The sequence below is a fragment of the Wolbachia endosymbiont of Laodelphax striatellus genome, assembly GCF_007115015.1.
Classification (GTDB): Bacteria; Pseudomonadota; Alphaproteobacteria; order Rickettsiales; family Anaplasmataceae; genus Wolbachia.
Window position 1 is genome coordinate 1,302,820 of record NZ_MUIX01000001.1, and the last position, 19,381, is coordinate 1,322,200.

Annotated in this window: 14 protein-coding genes and 3 pseudogenes; 8 read left to right on the forward strand and 9 right to left on the reverse strand. The window is 35.3% G+C overall.

All coding sequences use genetic code 11. The features are described 5' to 3' along the window. From BVG17_RS06380 to BVG17_RS06410, 7 genes and pseudogenes are all read right to left on the reverse strand, one after another. Positions 1-797 (reverse strand): ankyrin repeat domain-containing protein (locus BVG17_RS06380; protein ID WP_162848928.1); only part of this gene is annotated, 797 nt, incomplete at its 3' end. Positions 798-799: 2 nt separating this feature from the next. Further along, positions 800-1,270, reverse strand: a complete 471-nt coding sequence (locus BVG17_RS06385; RefSeq protein WP_077188538.1) for a hypothetical protein — start codon at positions 1,268-1,270, stop codon at positions 800-802. A gap of 35 nt (positions 1,271-1,305) precedes the next feature. Then, a complete protein-coding gene (locus tag BVG17_RS06390) occupies positions 1,306-2,520 on the reverse strand; it encodes a DNA modification methylase (RefSeq protein ID WP_010405490.1) in 1,215 nt (404 codons plus the stop codon). Between the two features lie 112 nt (positions 2,521-2,632). Further along, positions 2,633-3,099, reverse strand: a pseudogene (locus tag BVG17_RS06395) (crossover junction endodeoxyribonuclease RuvC). Between the two features lie 653 nt (positions 3,100-3,752). Further along, positions 3,753-4,604 (reverse strand): BRO-N domain-containing protein, encoded by an 852-nt coding sequence (locus BVG17_RS06400; protein WP_007302946.1) that lies wholly within the window; start codon positions 4,602-4,604, stop codon positions 3,753-3,755. A gap of 69 nt (positions 4,605-4,673) precedes the next feature. Then, positions 4,674-6,092, reverse strand: coding sequence for an AAA family ATPase (locus BVG17_RS06405; protein WP_143688866.1), 1,419 nt, complete (start codon positions 6,090-6,092; stop codon positions 4,674-4,676). Positions 6,093-6,956: 864 nt separating this feature from the next. Then, on the reverse strand, positions 6,957-9,047 hold the full coding sequence (locus tag BVG17_RS06410) for an AAA family ATPase (RefSeq protein WP_143688936.1): 2,091 nt from the start codon (positions 9,045-9,047) through the stop codon (positions 6,957-6,959). Positions 9,048-9,278: 231 nt separating this feature from the next. On the opposite strand from BVG17_RS06410, the gene BVG17_RS06415 reads away from it, so the two are divergent. The 6 genes and pseudogenes from BVG17_RS06415 to BVG17_RS06440 all read left to right on the forward strand — a co-directional run bounded on the left by BVG17_RS06415 (position 9,279) and on the right by BVG17_RS06440 (position 13,980). Next, positions 9,279-9,773, forward strand: a complete 495-nt coding sequence (locus tag BVG17_RS06415; protein WP_063630520.1) for an RNA polymerase sigma factor — start codon at positions 9,279-9,281, stop codon at positions 9,771-9,773. Positions 9,774-9,827: 54 nt separating this feature from the next. Continuing rightward, on the forward strand, positions 9,828-10,637 hold the full coding sequence (locus tag BVG17_RS06420; protein WP_063630521.1) for an ATP-binding protein: 810 nt from the start codon (positions 9,828-9,830) through the stop codon (positions 10,635-10,637). Between the two features lie 34 nt (positions 10,638-10,671). Further along, positions 10,672-11,115 (forward strand): annotated as a pseudogene (locus tag BVG17_RS06425) (AAA family ATPase); the annotation flags it as partial. Positions 11,116-11,565: 450 nt separating this feature from the next. Next, positions 11,566-13,035 (forward strand): group II intron reverse transcriptase/maturase, encoded by a 1,470-nt coding sequence (gene ltrA, locus BVG17_RS06430; RefSeq protein ID WP_241654105.1) that lies wholly within the window; start codon positions 11,566-11,568, stop codon positions 13,033-13,035. A gap of 65 nt (positions 13,036-13,100) precedes the next feature. Next, positions 13,101-13,466: pseudogene (locus BVG17_RS06435) on the forward strand (AAA family ATPase); the annotation flags it as partial. Positions 13,467-13,485: 19 nt separating this feature from the next. Further along, complete coding sequence (locus BVG17_RS06440; protein WP_143688740.1) at positions 13,486-13,980, forward strand: hypothetical protein; 495 nt, start codon at positions 13,486-13,488, stop codon at positions 13,978-13,980. Between the two features lie 328 nt (positions 13,981-14,308). On the opposite strand, the gene BVG17_RS06445 is transcribed toward BVG17_RS06440, so the two are convergent. Continuing rightward, a complete protein-coding gene (locus BVG17_RS06445; RefSeq protein ID WP_143688741.1) occupies positions 14,309-15,379 on the reverse strand; it encodes a hypothetical protein in 1,071 nt (356 codons plus the stop codon). Beyond that, positions 15,339-16,574 carry a hypothetical protein gene (locus BVG17_RS06450; protein ID WP_143688742.1) on the reverse strand — a complete coding sequence of 412 codons (1,236 nt, stop codon included), beginning with the start codon at positions 16,572-16,574 and terminating at the stop codon, positions 15,339-15,341. The genes BVG17_RS06445 and BVG17_RS06450 overlap by 41 nt, the downstream gene beginning before the upstream one ends. A gap of 145 nt (positions 16,575-16,719) precedes the next feature. Between BVG17_RS06450 and BVG17_RS06455 the strand changes: the two genes are divergently transcribed. Together BVG17_RS06455 and BVG17_RS06460 are read left to right on the forward strand one after the other, a co-directional pair. Continuing rightward, positions 16,720-17,403, forward strand: coding sequence for a hypothetical protein (locus BVG17_RS06455; RefSeq protein WP_143688743.1), 684 nt, complete (start codon positions 16,720-16,722; stop codon positions 17,401-17,403). 16 nt (positions 17,404-17,419) lie between these two features. Continuing rightward, positions 17,420-19,372, forward strand: coding sequence for a DUF4815 domain-containing protein (locus tag BVG17_RS06460; protein ID WP_143688867.1), 1,953 nt, complete (start codon positions 17,420-17,422; stop codon positions 19,370-19,372). The last annotated feature ends 9 nt before the right edge of the window (positions 19,373-19,381 follow it).

Sequence of the window (19,381 nt, forward strand, 5' to 3'; positions counted from 1 at the left end):
CCGCTATCGTCTTTTACCAGAGGGTCTATATCTTCTCGGGTTAGTAAAACTTCTATTGTTTTAAGTCTTTCAGCGTAATGTAGTGGTGTTTTATTTTCGTAGTCTTGCAAATTTACTTGAGCATTAGGCTCCTTTATTAAGCATTTGAGAATATCAAGACACAAATCTCTTTCATCATAATTAGCATTACTTACAGCTATATGAACAGGTGACAATTTCATTGAGTTTTGTCCCATGCGTGCACTATTTACATCTGCTCCTAGCTTCAGCAGTAACTTTACTATCTCCAACTTTTTATTATTAACTGCATAGTGCATTGGTGTCTGATTTCGTGCATCAAAGACATCTATTTCAGCTTTTCCTTCTCTTATCAAAATCTTTACAACTTCTGCATGTCCTATGCCTGCTGCTAGATGTAATGGCGTATGATGCAGAGCATTTCGTACATTAACGTCAACACCTTTTCCTATCAAATATCTAACCGCATTAACTTCACCTATCATTGCAGCTAAGTGAAGTAAGCTATCTTCCTCTGATCCGTATTTGTTATTAATTAGCGCTTGTAATATTTCTGCTTTTTTCCCTTCTTTGGCGTAATCAAGAGATGTTTTACCATCATTATCTTCTACGAAAGGATTGATATTCTTTTTTGTAAGCAGCAGATCTACCATACTTAACTCATCAAACTCTATAGCGCAATGTAGTGGTGTCTTTCCATTTAATCCTCTAACATTAACATCTAATCCAGGTTGATTAATGAGACACTTTATTAATTCCAAACTTAAGTTAGCAGACATTATTAAAATTTAGCGTTAGATAATTCTTGTAATGAGTTCGTGATCTCTTCAGTTAGCGCCATATGAATCTTTTCAGTGTCACTCAGTGATGCAAGTAGTGCTGAAACTCTATTTGGAATATTAAGTAAATTATTACGGACAACTCTTGCTACATTAAATGCTTCGCGCTTTACTTCCTCTACTGCTACAAGTTCACCAATCTCAGCTTTTGCCTTTGCCTCAAGCAGTTTACCACGTTCCATTTCATTTTTTATTCTAGTTTTTAGCAACATTGTGGAGAGGTTACTTGTACTTTCTGGATTTTTCCTCCTCAATGGCTGACTCGGATCTCTTATTGCTGCCACCGCTTCATTTGCTTGTTCTCGGTCGATCAAACCATCCTCCAACTCAACTATTCCTTTCTTTACTAAATAACAGACATATTGCTTTGATACTCCTATCTCTCTTGCCCATTCTGTTTGTGTGATTTTCACTTTTTTTCTCCTCTCTCTCTTTATTTACCTTTTTTCTACGAATTTTCTTCTTGAATCTTTGAAAAAGTTTTACCAGTACCAGAAAGAATTGCCTCCCTACCTGTGTACACTTGCCAACGTTTTATCGTTACATCTACAAATTTTGAATCTAGCTCTATTGTCCTACAAATTCTTCCTGTTCTCTCACATGCAATCAGTGTGCTGCCAGAACCGCTAAATGGATCAAGTACTATGTCTCCTGGTCTACTGCTATTAACTATTGCTCTCTCCATTAGCTCTACTGGCTTCATCGTTGGATGTAGTGTATTGTGTGTTGGCTTATCATAAAACCACAGATCACTTTGATTTCTTCCTCCATGCCACTCACGTTTATTGCCGCTTTTCCATCCATAGAGCATTGCTTCGTATTGTCTTTGATAATCAGACCTGCCTAGCGTAAAGTGATTCTTTGCCCAAATGATAAATGTCGACCATTTTCCTCCTGCTTCCTCAAATACTTTTTGTAACGTTGAAAACTCTGATGATGATATGCAGATGTAAATTGCTCCCTTCGTATATGCTAAAATATTGGAACAGATGTCGTAAAGAAAAAGCTCATACTTTTCACCTTGATTATCATTTAATATTTTTTTATCTTCTCTTTCTTGACTGCTACCATAATCAACGTTATATGGAGGATCACAAACAGTAATGTCTGCCATTTTATCATCTAACAGCGCTTTATATGATTCAACTACAGAGCTATCACCACAATAGATTCTATGATCACCTAAAATCCAAAGATCACCTGGTTTTGTTACTTTTTTGTTATCAACAGCTAAATCAGAAAGATCTTCTTTTTCACCATCAAAATCATCGAGAAACCTTTGAACTTTTTCCAATTCAAATCCTGTCATTTTAAGGTCAAATTGCAAATCTTCTAACTCTTGAATTTCCACCTTCAAAAGATCATCATCCCACTTTGCCCAGTTAGCTGATTGATTGGCAAGCAGTCGAAAAGCTTTGGTTTGTGGTCCATTTAAATTATCACTTAAGACTACGGGAATACTTTCCATACCAAGTTTTCTTGCTGCTTTAAGTCTTAAATGACCATCAACCACAGTACCATCACTTTTTGCAACTATTGGAATACGAAAGCCGAATTCCCTGATTGAAGCACACATTCTGTTGACCACATCGTCATTTTTACGAGGATTACGCTCATATTCAACTAGATTTCGAATAGGATAGTAGTGGATTGCTAAATTCATATAATTTAAATTCTTAATAATTAAAAAGTTAATATTCAAAATATGTCTAACACTAGAAAAGGCCTGGGGTCTAACCCACCAAACCCGCCAGTATGGCCGAAAGGACCCACTTTTATGGCATTTTTAGACTATTAAAATCTTTACTAAGATAGAACATTAATGCCAAAGCATCCCCCTCATTATCATCTCTAGGTGAAACCCCTTTTTCTTTACAGCTTCAATAACTTCACTCTTACTTGCATTACCTTTGCCTGTTATAAAGCGTTTGATAGTTTTAACATTAACACCTTGGTAGGGCACATGATGTTCTTCACACCAAGCAGAGAGAACTGCAAGAAAACCACCGTAGCAATGCGCTGCATCAGTTCCTAAATGTCTTCTTACTTCCTCAAAATACACTGCTTCAATGTTTGAGAACTTTTCCTTCATTTCATTTAGCCAGCTACGAAATTTTAAGAAGTGCATTCCACCTCCGCTAAAACGGCTACCATGAAAGCTTTTGCTTCCACTTTCAATTACTCCGTCATGCAGAATAGCCCAGCCCGTTTGTTTGCCGAGGTCCAGTGTTAGGATTGACATTTGCTATTATTAAAATTACAAGTAGCACTTACTCCAAAATATCGTCTGGTTTCTACAAAACACACTAGAAATTCATAGGTTTTTGTAGGCCAACAACGAGAATCATGTGCTACTGCAGAAAGTCGTTTTCTTATTATATATTCACCAAAATTACGAAAACTGTTCACTTTTTTTTTGCAAAGGATAAAAATCGTGTTAGACTTAAACGGAGATTTGTTCTGCAGTAGTAAGATTACCGACAATGCTATTTAATTAAGTTTTAGAGGGTATTACGTACGTTCTTTGGTGAATTGCTGTTGTTAATATCTATAAAACCACATCTAGCTTTAGAACGAAGTTTTTACCTTATCTAAAAAAATACAAGTCTACTCAATGTTTGTTTGCCGAGTTTCAGATTGACACTTAAAGTTTTTGTATTTGAAGCGCATCCACAAACTGCATCAATGCCCTTCTATAATATATATACCGGATTTCTTACTACTTTTTCCGGGATTTTCTCAAAAAAAGTTAAAATAATTTTAATGCAGCTCAGAAATTACATGAGTTTTTGGTAAAAGCATACAAAACAAACTATCTAAATCAGAGATAACGCTATAATAACCTTCTAAAACGTTTTAAATCATAAAATTCAGAGATTTCTCATAGTGAGAACTTTAATCTTTAATCCTCTTTAAAAAGTTATCTGAAGAAACGACTTTCACACCTCTAGCTTTTTCAAATGCCTCTCTTGCTGTGCCTGCGTTCTTACCTCCTTCCTTTGCCGCTTCTAAATTTTTATTATAGCCCTGTGCATCTTTATCTTTTATTTCATCAATGGTAGCCTGTTCTCCTAGCATGTTAAAAATTAATTCAATTGGTGTCATATGGTCTCTTAGTGGTTGTTTCCTCAAGCCTTTTATTTCCTTATGATGCTTTGTTTTTACTCCAAACGTTCCCTCAGAAATTACGTCTGTCAATATTGCGTATTCCCTACCTTCAATATACTTATTATTGTGGTCAGATATATTTCTGTTACCCCATTCTTTTGTTAGTTGATTTCTGACAGCTATCGATTCTATTCTCTTTTGTATCCATTCCTGAGGGTACCCTTTTGCAGCATAATCGGCATAGATTCGTTTGAGTGCAAGCTCAGGATTTTCATATTCTTGTAGCCTTTCATATCCAACTTTTGCAAGCCAACGTTTAAATTGTTCAACTCTTTTGGAAGGAATAGACTGCAAAATACGAAACAACCCCTCAACATTTGTACAATTAACATTCTGTTTACCACCTTTTGTTTTAATTTCAAGGGGGGTGACAAATTGTCCCCATCCTTCAGAAAGCCCTATATCTCTGCTTTTTATCTTTTTTAGATAGTCAGATGGGTTCTTACTACCTGTCAGAAAAGCTATTACTTCTGTTATTACGTACCACCATTCTCCATCATGTAATACTCTAGTAAAATTGCTATTATCAAAAGCAGTAGTTTCAATATCTCCCTCTTTTAAAGTTAAAGTATCAGTCATAAGCAACCTCTATAAGTTAAGAATAAACATAAAAACTAAAAAGACACTATTTTAAAGTCAGAAAAACCATTACTTACAATTCAATAATTTTCCAAAATCAATTATGTGTGAAAAGTAACCACTATCTATAACATCATCACTTACATCATTAACGTGGATAAGGACTGGACGACATGAAAAGCCTTTCGGACGATTTAGTGCATCTATTTTTTTTTGTACCTCTTGCATTATTGAATGACCAATTTTATCTTTTGAAAATTTGATTTCGCAAATGTAGAGAGTGTTAAACTTCGTTTGAATCATATAATCAATTTGACAACCTGCACTATTACGCGTTCTCTTCTGAAAAAATGGATTCTCGCTTATTATTCCATCAATTCCTAAGATATTATGTATACTCTTTCTATTGTTCAGCACCAAATTTTCAAATTGAAGCCCAATAATTGTATACCACTCTGGTAAGAACCCTATAGAATAGGTGTCACGACTAATTTTTCCTAGATCTTTTTCGATATATTTTAGATAAAACCTTAAATAATTATCTTGAAGTCTGTACCTCCTGAGTCGTGAATCAGTACCAGTTTTTATACTCCAAGTATGATCCTTTGCAATAAAACCAGCAAGCTCAAGTTCATATAGATACTCAGAAATGCGTCCATGCCTTACGATATTTAAAGTAACACAAATTTCTTCTTGTTCTTTAGCTCCAGTAGAAAGAGCTCTGACTATTTGCTTATAAAAAGCCGTTTTTCGCATGAATAAATCTGAGAATATTTGATTAAATTCTTCAACTAAAAACCCACCTTTTGTAAAACAAAGCCTTTTAATATTTTCTTCAGCGCTATGTTTAAAATTTACCTCCTCTAAATACTTTGGAATTCCGCCAGTTACTGCAAGCACCTTAAACTTTTCATATGCTGAAATATTTTTTGGCCAAAATTCGTTGCAATCAGAAAGTGATAATTCTCCGAGTGTTAAAGTTAACGATATTCTCCCTACGAAACCAGTACTACTAAGTATATTTTTCTCGATCCAGGATGAAGCTGATCCACAAACAACGAAAATTAGCTTGTTATTATTTTTTAGCTGCGTATCCCAAAAATTTTTTATTTTGCCTAAAAAGGTTGGATCTTTTGAGCCCATCCAAGAAATTTCATCAAACAGCAATAATGTTTTTCCTGATAGTAGACGTTCACCAACTGCCCATAGTAAATCGCTCCAGTCATCATACCTAGCAAAAGATGTATTAAATTGTCTAGCAACTTGTCTAGAAAAATCATTAAGTTGGTAGGACATTGTAGTATGCTTTTCTGGTGGCAAACCTATAAAGGAGTAATATTGTTCAAAATACTTACCAAACTCTTGAATTAAACGACTTTTTCCTATACGACGCCTTCCTTTGACTACTACAAAAGATGCAGTATTTTTTTCTGTAAGCTCCAGTAATTGCTTTAACTCAGTTTTTCTACCAATAAATGATGGAGACATAAAATACGAAACATAAATCTTTATCTCCGTTATACGCGATAAAATTGGAGACGTAAATAAATAAATTTAGATCTTTGTCTCCATTTTAAGCAGTTTACGAGATCAGTAGCTTATGTTTATGGCAGCAACTTTTTTCCTTTAGCTTCATCTACAAATTATTTATAGAGATTACCTAAAGACTCAACTTAAGAATTTTAGATAAAGGTCGTTATATCTCAATAAGACCTCCAAAATAACCAGCTCTTGTTTCACCGAAATTACAAAAACTGTTCACCTTTTTGAAAAGATATTTTACAACAAATAAAAAACGTGATAAGCTAAAGTAAGCTTTTTTTTATAAGCAAGTAAAAGTTTAAAGTAAAAAATAATTTAGAGGTGCCTCGTGGTCGAGTTTTAAGCTACTCTACATAAGTAATTTAGGTCTTAGTGTTATATTTGTACCCTGAAGTTGTAGAATGGCTTTAAAACGCAATTACGGGCCATTTGTTTTTTCTGAGCGTTTTCTTTCATTTCTTTTATCAGATAACTTTGAAAGAGAGCTTTACACATATACATAACTTATTATTGTAAGTAAAAGAGAAACGAACAGAGTAGTATGTTTTAAAGTCATACTACTATATTATTATTATATAATAATAGGAGTTATTCTGAAAACTGAAAGTTGAACAAAACCCTCTATATTCCTGAACTTTTTCCCTATTGCTCAGTCTGCAGCTATAAAATTCAATAATCCCTCTAAGTTGTTGAAAATCTCGCATTTCTTTCATCCTTACTAAATTCAGTCTGCATAGACTAAGCAAATTCTGAAGACAAACTGAGCAAATCCGAAGACTGAAATAACTCATATTTTCTATTTTAATTTTATTAATTGCAGATACTATGATGAACCCAAGTATTCGGATTTTCAACTGGTAAAATGCTACCATTCTCCAGTGATTTATAGTCGGTTGGTAAGACCTTTTCATAAATTGTCACTTCTTTATTCAGTTGATGATCAAATACCTTACTTTTCTTTTCCATGCCTGCAACACAAAGCACCCCATATCTAGTTCTTGCTCCATTTTTACCTTCTCTGTTAAATTTTATATAGCCTTTTGTAGCTAAAGTATCAATACGTTCACGGATCGAATGTTGACTACCAAGACCTGCTTTATTCTCAAATGCCTGACAGAACGAATTTATTGTATATAGACGTCCCTTCCGTGCTTCATCATAAATTAATTGTAGAATAGTATCATACCTACGCGAACGTTCTGCATCTAACCTTTGACCATAATCTTTATTCACAAGTCTTTGCGATTCATAATCAACTACGTACCAGTTATTGTTAATTTTATCAACGTATTTTGATGCAATAGCATGACCATTGCGTAACTCAAATATTAGCTGACGACAGCTTTGTTGTTCATTTGGTCTAAACATTATCATTCCTGTAGTATAAAAACTTCGCAATGAACCAGCTCCACTAAAGCTTTGAAAGGGATCTTCTTCTAATGATTTCTTTTGAATCTTTTTTGTATGATGTACTAAAATAACCCCTGCATCTTGATTAGCCAGCTTTCTCAATTTACCAACCCTTTCTTGTAGAAAGAATAACATAGCATTGTTGTCATTTTCACTACTATTCTCGCCGGCATCAAAAATATTGCGTAGTGGATCTATTGCTATTATATCAACTGCATTCGAGCCAAATGAACTTTCTATTTTATCTAAAATAATCTCTATACTATCATCATTTAGAAGCAACTCCACTTGTGGTGTAATAACTAAGTTATATCCAGCAATTTCAAGAAGTTCTTCATTTAGTTTAATCTGCTGTAGACGTTCACGCATATAGTGATAGCCAATTTCAGTTTGTAAGTAAAAGATTTTCAAAGGTCTTGTGGGCATCATGTTCAAAAATGGAACTCCTCCTGCCATGTGTAATAACCAAGAAATAAGAAAATCACTTTTTCCAACCTTAGGTGCACCTGCAAACACCAATAGTCCTCCTGGAGTTAAAATTCTTGGAGCTATTATGTCTTTCGGCATTGGTGATTTATCGTTTAAATACTTTATTACTGGAATTGCTGAAAGTGAAATGCGACGTCCTGCTTTTTGAACTTTCGAGAATTCCTCGGTAGTTGATAGTTTTTTCACATATGGAACTTGAAGAATTGAAGATAAGAATTTTTCAACATTTATACCTTCTTTCACGCAATCAGCAGCGTCCCAACCCTTTGGTTTATCTTTAGGTATTTCCAAAATGCAAAGTTCTTCAACTCCAAGACAAGTAAGTTTCATAGCAGATTTTTCAGCGTATTTCTTACCTGGTTCATCATTATCTGGCCAAATAATAACATGTTTACCTTTGAGTGGTGTCCAATCTGTTTTATTTGGGTCTGCATTTGCTCCAGACATTGCAGTTGTGGCAGTAATACCTTGCTCTATGAGAGCATTTGCACACTTTTCCCCTTCTACAAGAAGAATTTTATCGGACTTTAAAATACCTGGAATATTATATAGTGGCCTTATCTCTGGTACACTAAAGGTGGATTTTTTGATATCAAAAGGAAGATATCGCTTTCCATTATTATCATCATAACGATAGACTCTAACAATAGCTTGGCCGTTTTCATCGTAATAATCCCAATATGCAGTTGGACTACTTGAATTCTTGAAATGACCAAGCCACTCAGCTATAGAAGCCATTACTTCAGGAAACTCTATTCTTGTACTTTTTCTATTTACTCCCGCCCAAAGGTCGATAATGTCACCACCTTCTCCTGTTGCAAAATCATGCCATAGGCCAGCTTCACTGCCACTTAATTCTACTACCAGACTCTTGCCTTTATCACCTTGTATATTGCCTACATAAAACTTATCACCACGAAAAGTTCCGTTAGGTAGCAAGTACAAAAGACAAGATCTTAGGTTTAATAGAAGTCGTTCTTTAAGTTCTTGAACATTATTCATGAAATCACCTGTAAGTTGAAAATCTTGTTCTATATATTCACCGGATTTACAAAAACTGTTCAGTTCATAGGTGCATTGTCTGATCAAAGTTTTGAGTGTCTGAGGTTTGAAAAAAGATTCTAGACTTTCAGAGGGTAAAAAACTCACGATTGTCTGAGGTATTTTTTTCATGTCCTACAATATTTACTAAGAAAGTTTCATCCTTAAGTCTTTCATTTAAGGATACATCTTATGAAATCTCGAAACTCTTATTCAGGTATTGATCCTAAAGTTGTTAATTTAATAAAATTTTACGCAAAACATTATAAGTCGCTTACTGATCAAGATATTGAAGACATAGAACAAGACCTCTTCTGTGAGTTTCTTTCATGCATAGATCAGTATGATAAAACTAAGGGCAGTCTTTCCACTTTCGCTAAGCAAGTTGTTAAAAATCGTATTAATAATCTAGTCCGTAAACACTCACGTACTACTCCTAAACTTGAAAATAATGTGCAACAGGAAAGTTACTGTTTTGAAGATGAAGCGATACTACGTATTGATGTTGAGCAAATTATTTCAAAATTACCAAAGAAATGGCAAGTTTTATGTGAACAATTAAAACACCACAGCATTGCTGAAGTTGCAGATATGAATAATATATCACGGACTACTTTGTACAACATTCTCAAGAAAATGCGATCTAAATTTGCACCTGTTTACGGAAAAAAGCATAAGAAAAATTGAACAGTTTTTTGAAATTTGGTGAATTTATATATAGTGGCAAATTAAGGTAAAAGCATGAAAATAATAAACAGCAAAGAAAGAGCAAAACTGATCACAGGTGTAAAGGTAGTAATCTTTGGACCTTATGGAATCGGCAAAACCAGTCTGCTCAAAACCCTCGATGAATCAACAACACTTTGCCTTGATTTTGAAGCAGGACTTCTAGCTGTACAAGACTGGAAAGGAGATTCAATCGAGATGCACACTTGGAATGAGTCAAGAGATATTGCTTGTCTTATTGGTGGTCCTAATCCTGCATTAAGGTCTGATCAGGCGTATAGTCAAAAACACTATGAGCATGTCTGTAGCAAGCACAAAGATCTTCTTTCTGAAGTTTCTAAATATCGCTCTATTTTTATTGATAGCATAACTGTTGCATCACGTTTATGTCTTTTATGGGCAAGAATGCAACCTGAAGCTTTTTCAGATAGATCGGGGAGAGAAGATAAAAGAGCTGCTTACGGATTACTCGCACAAGAAATGATGGCCTGGCTCAATCAGTTTCAACATATCAGAGACAAAGACATCATCATAGTTGGCACCTTAGGTCAATATCTCGATGACTGTAATCGTTCAACATGGCTACCTCAATGTGAAGGTGCTAAAACTGCTAGTGAAATTCCAGGTATTGTTGATGAAGTAATTAGCATGGTTGGAATCAAGAAAGATGATGGAACAGAGAAACGTTCATTTGTCTGTCAGACTATTAACTCTTGGGGATACCCTGCTAAAGATCGCAGTGGCTGCCTCAATATGGTTGAAGAACCGCATCTGGGAAAATTACTTACGAAAATTAAAGCTAAGGCTTTTGCTACTGCTGCTTAAATTTCTACTCAAAGTTAACTTTTAGAGGTTATATATGTTACAAGACTTTTTCACCATTACTCAAAAAATTCCCTTTTTCAGTGTAAAAGAATACTTGGATGATCAATCGCCAATACCAGAAGACATTGTTTCCTCAAGAATTTTAACCAAGAGAGGCTTATTGGTATTTGGTGGCCCACCTAAAATCGGTAAAAGCGACTTTTTGATCTCTTGGCTTGTCCACATGGCTGCTGGTAGATCATTTCTTGGTATGATGCCAAGTAGACCTTTGAAGATCTTCTACATGCAAACTGAAATTGAGTATGACTATATGAAGGAACGTTTGCAACAGCTTCAACTTGATAAGGAACTTTTGGATATAGCTGCCAATAACTTAATTATCACGCCAAGAGTGCAATTATCGCTTAGTAGTGAAGAAATAGATGAAATCAAAAATACTGTTAAAGAGCGTTTTAAACCTGATATTATTGCGATTGATCGTGTGTCCAGAGAAGGCAAGTATGTTCAGTGGGAAGTAGACCCACCAGGATAAAAGTCGAAGTCCTGTAGCTAGGGTAGCAATGTGGAGGGAAAGCAAAATGTTGAAGCCTACCGACAACGTTATCATAGGATAATGGCGAATTACCAGGCCGTAGCGAAAGCAAACATATAGGTGGCCTCGAAAACGATAAGAACTGAAGGCTGAGCCAGCGGTCAATGGGCGAAAGCAGAATAGGCAGTTGAAAAACGACTGATACAATTGTTCTACTTCAGCGGGGTGGTAGTGATAGCATGGTAATGAGGACATACAAAGCAACTGGAGAAGCCCTCCTCATCCCAAGGAGAAATACCTTGGAGTGGTAGGTTCTATAACTGGAAAACAGGAAAAGAACCGAAGATGAGAGGGTGGCGGATGGGTGCGTAGTAGTAAAGAAGTGAGGTAACTCTCATGGAGCAAAGGCACCCTACTAGTAGAAATCTTTTAACAAAAAGGAAGGTAAAGGTAAAAATGATAAAAATGCCAATAAAATTACAAGACCTGAGAAGAAAGATATATACCAAAGCGAAAACAGAACCGGAATGGCGATTCTGGGGAATCTATGTTCACATCTGCAAGATGGAGACACTAGAAGAAGCATATAAGCTGACAAAGAAGAGCAAAGGGGCACCAGGAATAGACGAGGTGACATTTGAATCGATAGAGGCAGAAGGCTTAGAAAAGTATCTTCAACAAATAAGACACGAACTAATAACCAAAACCTATAGCCCAAATAGGAACCGGAGGAAGGAAATACCAAAAGTTGGGGGAAAACTCAGAACGTTGAACATACCCTGCATCCGGGACAGAATAGTGCAAACAGCACTGAAGCTAATACTTGAACCAATATTTGAATCTAACTTTCAGGACGGATCATATGGATATAGACCTAGGAGAAAAGCGCATGAAGCAATTGATAAAGTATCGAAAGCAGCAATCAAAGGCAATACAAAAGTTATTGACATAGATCTGAAATCCTACTTCGACAATGTGCGACACCATATTCTTATGGAAAAGATTTCCAAAAGAGTAAATGATAAAGAAATCATGCACTTGATCAAGCTAATCCTCAAAGTAGGAGGGAAACGAGGAATAGCGCAAGGATCACCACTTTCACCACTATTAAGCAATATATACCTCAATGAGGTAGATAAAATGCTAGAGAAGGCAAAAGAGGTGACAAAAGAGGGAAAATATCGACATATAGAATACGCCAGATGGGCAGACGATTTAGTGATACTGATAGATGGGCACCAGAGATGGGAATGGCTAGAAAAATTAGTGTATAGAAGGGTACAAGAAGAATTAGCAAAACTAAAGGTAGAAGTAAATAAAGAAAAGACAAAAGTAATTAACCTAAAGGAAAGAGAGACATTCAGCTTTCTAGGATTTGATTTTCGAGAGAAGATCACAAAACAAGGAAAGTGGAGGGTACAAACAACACCACAGATGAAAGCGCGGACAAACTTACTTCAAAAATTGAAGGAGGTATTTCGCGACCACAAATCGCAACCAATATGGAAAGTGATAAATATCATTAATCCAATACTGAGAGGGTGGACAAACTACTTTAGGATAGGAAACTCAGGTCGAAACTTTAACTACGTGAAACTATGGGTAGAGAAGAAAGTAAGACGCAAATTAATGAAAGCTAGAAAAGCAAAAGGATTTGGCTGGGAGAGGTGGAGTAGCGAATGGATATACGAAACACTAGGTCTATATAAAGACTATAGATTAAGATATTACGTTCCGAAAGCAGCCCCAGTACAAGATGTTATAAACTTTGGTAAGAATCTGCTAGGAAAGCGTAGTGCGGGAAAACTGCATGCTGCGTTTGACGAGGCGGGAGCTGGAAACGTAAACATGGGAATTTTGGATTGAGGCCCAACATGAAAATAATGGATCAGCCACCAAGCCCTAAAGAGGCGCGCCAGTTCTCGACCCTACCTCTTCGTAATATCTTTAACTCAAGTGAATATGGCAACGAAAATGACAACAGCGCTATGCTATTCTTCTTGCAAAAAACACTTGAAAAACTGAGAAATGTTATTAATCCAGATGCCAGCGTAGTACTTACTCATCATACAAAAAAATTATCCAAAAAAATGTTAGAAGAAGATCCATTTCAAGGTTTAAGCGGTGCTGGGTCCTTAAGGGGCTTCTACACTACAGGAATGGTGATGTTCAGTCAAGATGAAGGAAGCACTGTCCGTCAAATAGTATTTGAGTTGCGTAATGGTGAACGTGTGCCAAGTAAGCTTGTCGATAAACTAAATGGCCATTGGCAACTTGTGGATAAATGGAATAGTTAATTTTTATAGGAGATAATATATGTTACAAGATTTAACTGATTTTAACACTGCAAAGTCGCAAAGTAATTTAATACCTAAAGGTACAACGGTAAAAGTCAAAATGGCTATTAAGCCTGGAGGTTATGAAATTTGGTTCACTAAAAGCTATACTACTGGCAGCATCTATTTAAACGCTGAATTTACGGTCACTGAAGGTCCATATACAAAACGTAAGATTTATCAAGTAATTGGTATTAAAAGTGGCAAAGCAAGCGTTGAAGGAGAAGATACTTGGGGAGAAATGGGTCGTTCTATGCTTAGAAGTATTTTGGAGTCAGCACGGAACATTCATCCACATGACACTTCAGAAAAAGCAGTTGTTGCTAGAAAAATCAACTCCATTGCAGATTTAAATGGACTAGAGTTTATGGCAAAAGTGGGAATTGAGGCCGATAATAGGTACGGAGACAGGAACAGAATTGATACGATCATTACTCCGAATGAAACTCAGAAGGATGACTGGATTCCATTCTAAGCGAATAAAAGAATCATTTTTTTATCATAAATTATTGAAGGGCACCTTTTATGAATAGATCTCTAGAAGAAATAAAAGCGTTAGTAATTGATAGAATTGAAACTCCATTTACTACCTGGCGGTGAGTTTTACATTGGAGATTCACGTGGAGATAAAATAATAGTTGAGACAACAGGAGAAAGAGCAGGAGATTGTAGCCAAAATTAAAGGAGACGTAGTTGAATTTTTTACTTTCATTGCAGGTGACAAAAAAAGCGCTGAAGAATTGTATCTGTATATTTTAGAGAAGTATCCTTCTGCGTTTTCTGTCCAACATTGACTAAGGAGCTTAGCTAGCACTTAAGTTAATGGTAGATGGATTAAGCCGGTAGCCTGACCAGTTACATGCTTGTATCACATCATCTCGTCTTATATTTAGTCCCAAGGTGCTAGCTAGCTTTTCTGCTATTGTTTTTTGCATTCTGTTAAGAGGTCTGCGCACCTGCTGTTCTGGGTCTTCAATACCTAAACTATCTGCTATTTGAATGATACTAAGAAATTTATATTCTTTAGCTTCTTCCAAGTCACGCAAAAATTGTTTAAGTAATACTCTAAAGATGCGGATGCTTGAAGTTGCTTGTTTGCCTATAATTTCAACGTCATTAACATAAATAGTATTATCTATAATTTTCAACCTTAATATTTTTTTCTCCTGATGAACTGTTTTTTGTAGTGGAATACAAGGAAATGCTTGAAAAGAAACGTTAGGTAATAATTCTGGTACTCCTTTTTCAACTGCTTCGCTTAGTATTTGATTTAGAGTTTTTTGTTCACAAATTAAATCGGCCATGGGAACAGTGTATAGGGTTAACAATGTTTTTAGGTCTACCTTTCCAAAAGTTATAAGAACAGCAACATTAGCTCTTAACCTATCTACAGTTAAATATGACTTATCAGTACATAAAATTGGTATTATAATGCTTACTATTTTACTTTTAAAGCTTATATGATATATCCCATTTGCCGCCTTTTCCCATATGAGTCCTATTAATAGTTTTTCAAACCAACTTATAATTTTTTCCGTATTAAGTTTTATTGAAAGCACAAGATAACGCTGTTTTTTATAAGTATCAGGAAAAATATCACGACCACAATCCTCGCAAGCTAGATCATCACAATCTTCATCAAAACCATGAGGAATGATAACCTCGTTTTTGCAATAAGGATTTTGTATATTTGGAAAATCAAGATCTAAATCATTAGCGCAAACAACGAAATAATACTTCTCAAGTTTAACAAAATCAAGCTGACTGAGATGCTCTGCAGCCTTTATATAGTTCTCGTTAGGATTTACCCAGGACCTATTTATTAACATAGTATCAATATCTTGAGAGTGTTCTCGACAAAACGGTAATTCCATAGCTATCTCTAATTAAAGACTTAAAATCATCTCGTTCTTTTCTATTGAGAACATATTCTGAGTAATCAATTTCTATATAATTTGCGTATTGCGTGTCTGTCTGAAAGGATAAAGTAACTTTTTTACTTTTGAACAATACTTTGATATGCTGAACAAGTGAAACATCATGCAGTACACTACCAACCGAAGGCTCTATTTTCTGCAACCACTCTTCAATATTATCTGTGTTTAACGTAAGATTAGTTTTAGATTTAGATGGACCAAATTTCAATTCAAATAGGTGAATATCAGGTACATGTTGTTTTACACAGTCATTCAAAAAAGTCCTCACTTGTGCTGTTGTATTTTGGTGGCGCATGTTAGTAAATGAACATTCTCGCTGAAAATAACAGCTTACTATTCTATTTGCTATTTTTAATCCTTGATCAAAACTTTGAATAGATAAGTTTACTTGGTTAGCATTTAAAGCAAAGTCAATAATAATTCTACTAGGTTTATAACCGTGTATTACCTTATTTGAACTGATTAATAAATCCTCATCTTTACTAGCACGTCGTATAAATAAGTAAATACTATTTTGGTAGTAAAAGAGTTCTTGAAACTGACTTTCAAAACTATCATTTTCAAATAGATCATGCTGTTTTAATATTTGCTGTATTGTACTTTCTGATAAAAAATCCTTAAATGAAGTGGACTTTTGTCTTGGAGGATTTTTTAATATGAAAGGTAAAAACCCTTTTTTCTGTACTTGATTAAAGCAGAAAATTTGTTTTAGTAAGTTACGATTAGTTATAAAGAGAGTGAACAACAAGGACTTTTTGTCATATTTGTTATTTTGTAGCAGAAATGACTTCAGAAGATCTTGGCCTAATACAGACTGTGCTACTTCAGCTATAGTTGTTTCTGATTTTGTACGACTAAAACGATTGACTAAATAATAATCAAACAGAGATTCAGAAATTTTAATAAGCATCTTGCGTTTTTGTTGAGTTGAAATATCATCGCATTTTTCGTAGTCTTTAAATAATTGCCTGTTTTGTTTATTCTGAAAGTAATGGTTAAAGATCACACTTAATTGTCTACCAGAAAGAGAATCAAGCCAACTTTCACGTAAACTTGGATTTTGAAAGTCCTTAAGCAAAAAGGATACTGGCATTTCTAAACTGCTTTCCCAAAACTCCTCACTAGCTATCATATATCTAAAAGTAAATATATTATGTCTAAAATAGATTAAAGATTAGTCAACAAAAATTTATTATGAAAAAAAGAAGAATTTTCCTAAAAAAACTGAACAGTTTTTGTAATTTTGGTGAATATATATACAGGAGTCAAATTTTCAAATGTCAATTCTTACACAATCAGGTAGAGCAGCAATAGCAGCCAGCATAAAAGAGCAATCTCTACATCTTGCTTGGGGAAGTGGTGATTCAAGCTCTGGAAGTAGCCATCAGGTCGAAAAAGTTTTTGTTGAGGGTGAAATAGCTCTAGATCACCACACTATTAAAGATGTAAGGGTTTTTACAGGACAAACAACTTATCAGCCAAGTATAGATTATATAGTTGATAGCAGTACTGGTGTAATAAAACTTACGGAAAATAGCTCTATCACGGCAAATAGTGCAGTTACTGTAGAATATAGTGAAAGCACACCACCAGAGCTGATAACTTCTGAAAAACTGCTCAATGAGCTTGGCAGACGTACTGCAGATGAAGTACTATTCTGCATAGGTGATGAGAATGGAGAGCTTATAACTCCTACAGGTAGGTTTAAACCCTCTAATGTACCAACTAATAATCTCTATCTCAAATTTACTTTCGATTTTAACGACGCTGCAAATCAAGTTATCAGGGAACTTGGGGTTATGGTTGGTACTAAAGTAAAAGAAGGGTTACCTATAGGACAGAGATATTTTGAACCAAAAGACGTGGAAAATCCCGGAATTTTGTTAGTTTTAGAACATACAGTACCACTTATCAGAACTGCAGCAACTCGGGAAACTTTTTCATTTGTTGTAACTTTTTGAATTTTTCTAGCATAAAATGACTTTAAACGCCTATTATAACCGCTTTAATCCTGACAAAGAATATGAGAAAAGCTTGTTTCTAGCAGGAAGAGGTTTGCAGTCAGCAGAATTAAACGAGACTCAGGAGTATGCTCTCTCTAAGCTTAAAGGCATAGGCGATGCAATATTTCGTGATGGTGATGTTATAACAGGCAGTAATTGTATTATAGATAGAGAAACTGGTAAAGTTACGCTTGAATCAGGAAAAATCTATCTTCGTGGAGCAGTTAGAAAAGTCGAAAAAGAAGAATTTATTATTCCACTGAGTACTATAGTTCGCATAGGTGTTTATTATCTAGAATCTACGATTACAGAACTTGAGGACGAAAATCTTCGTGATCCTGCTGTTGGTACAAGAAATTATCAGGAAGTAGGAGCTGCAAGGCTTAAAGTTTCCATCATTTGGGGATACCAAGTAGAAAGTGTTACTGTTAACTCTACAAATGGCGAATTTTACCCAATTTACAACATTGAAAATGGAGTATTAATAGAACACTCACCGACACCACAAGCAAATATAGTAACTACCGCTCTTGCTCGTTATGACAAAGAGGCAAATGGTTCCTACGTTGTAAATGGCCTTGAAGTGATGTTCCTCCACAAAGAAGAAAAGGGAGAAGAAGGGGTAAAAAAGGGTAAAAAAGAAATATTTGTGATTAATGAGGGCAAAGCTCATGTTGATGGCTATGAGATTGAACTTCCTCACAGTATTCGAGTTTCTTTTGATGAAGATCCGGATATAAAATCAGTTGAATCAGAACCACACACTTTTCAGCCAAATAGCCAAAGAGTAATGGAACTGAAGGTGAATGATTTTCCAATAAGTGAAATTAAAAAAGTAGATATAACTGTTCAAAAAACCATTACCGTTACTCATGGTTCATACTCAGGAGCTGTTGATCCAATACCTGACTCTGCAGTACTTGAGATTATTCAAGTTAAACAAGGCAATGTTATTTATGAAAATAGTATAGACTATAAGTTAAATGCAGGAAACGTTGATTGGTCATTACCAGGTAAAGAGCCAGCTCCTGGAAGTAGTTATCAAATAACTTACCGCTGTCGTACTCATGTAAGCCCTGAAGATATAAGTGAAGAGGGATGCAAAGTAAAAGGAGCAGTTGATAATAGCTTGGTTCTGATTGATTACACCTGGAAGATGCCACGCTTTGATTTAATTACTATCGATAGCAAAGGAGTAGTAAGGAGAATAAAAGGTATAGCTCACCCTTGGAGACCATCGATGCCTAAAGCGCCTAGTGGACAACTTTTACTCTGCTACATTCACCAAACATGGAAAAACGGAGAAAAAGAAGGGGTAAAAATAGTGAATAATGCTATTCATGCTGTACCGATGAATGAGCTTGAAGCAATGAAAAAAGGAATAAATGATCTTTATGCGCTGGTTGCAGAGGAACGTTTACGCAGTGATGCAAATTCAAGAGAACCTACCACCAAAAAAGGAGTATTTGTTGATTCATTTTTTGACGATGATATGCGTGATCAAGGAATTTTGCAGACTGCAGCGATAGTAAATAGGGAGCTAGTTTTGCCAATAGATGTAGAAGTTGCAGATATTGAAAAAGGTGGGGAAAGATATCTTTTGCCATATGAACTTGAACCGGTACTGGAGCAGCTTTTACAGACTAAAGGAGAAAAGATTAATCCATATCAAGCTTTTGATCCAGTCCCGGCACAAGTTACTCTAAATAAAAACATTGACCACTGGACCGAGGTTACCACTAATTGGAAAAGTCCAGTAACAAGAGTATTTAATGTTAAAGAAACGACAGAGCTGCTGTCAAGTACTTCATACGAAACTGAATTTATGAGAGAAGCAACTCAAAATTTTGAGATTGAGGGTTTTGCAACTGGTGAAAAGCTTAAGGAATTAAAGTTTGATGGAATTTTTATTCAACCTCAAGCATAGAAAATATTT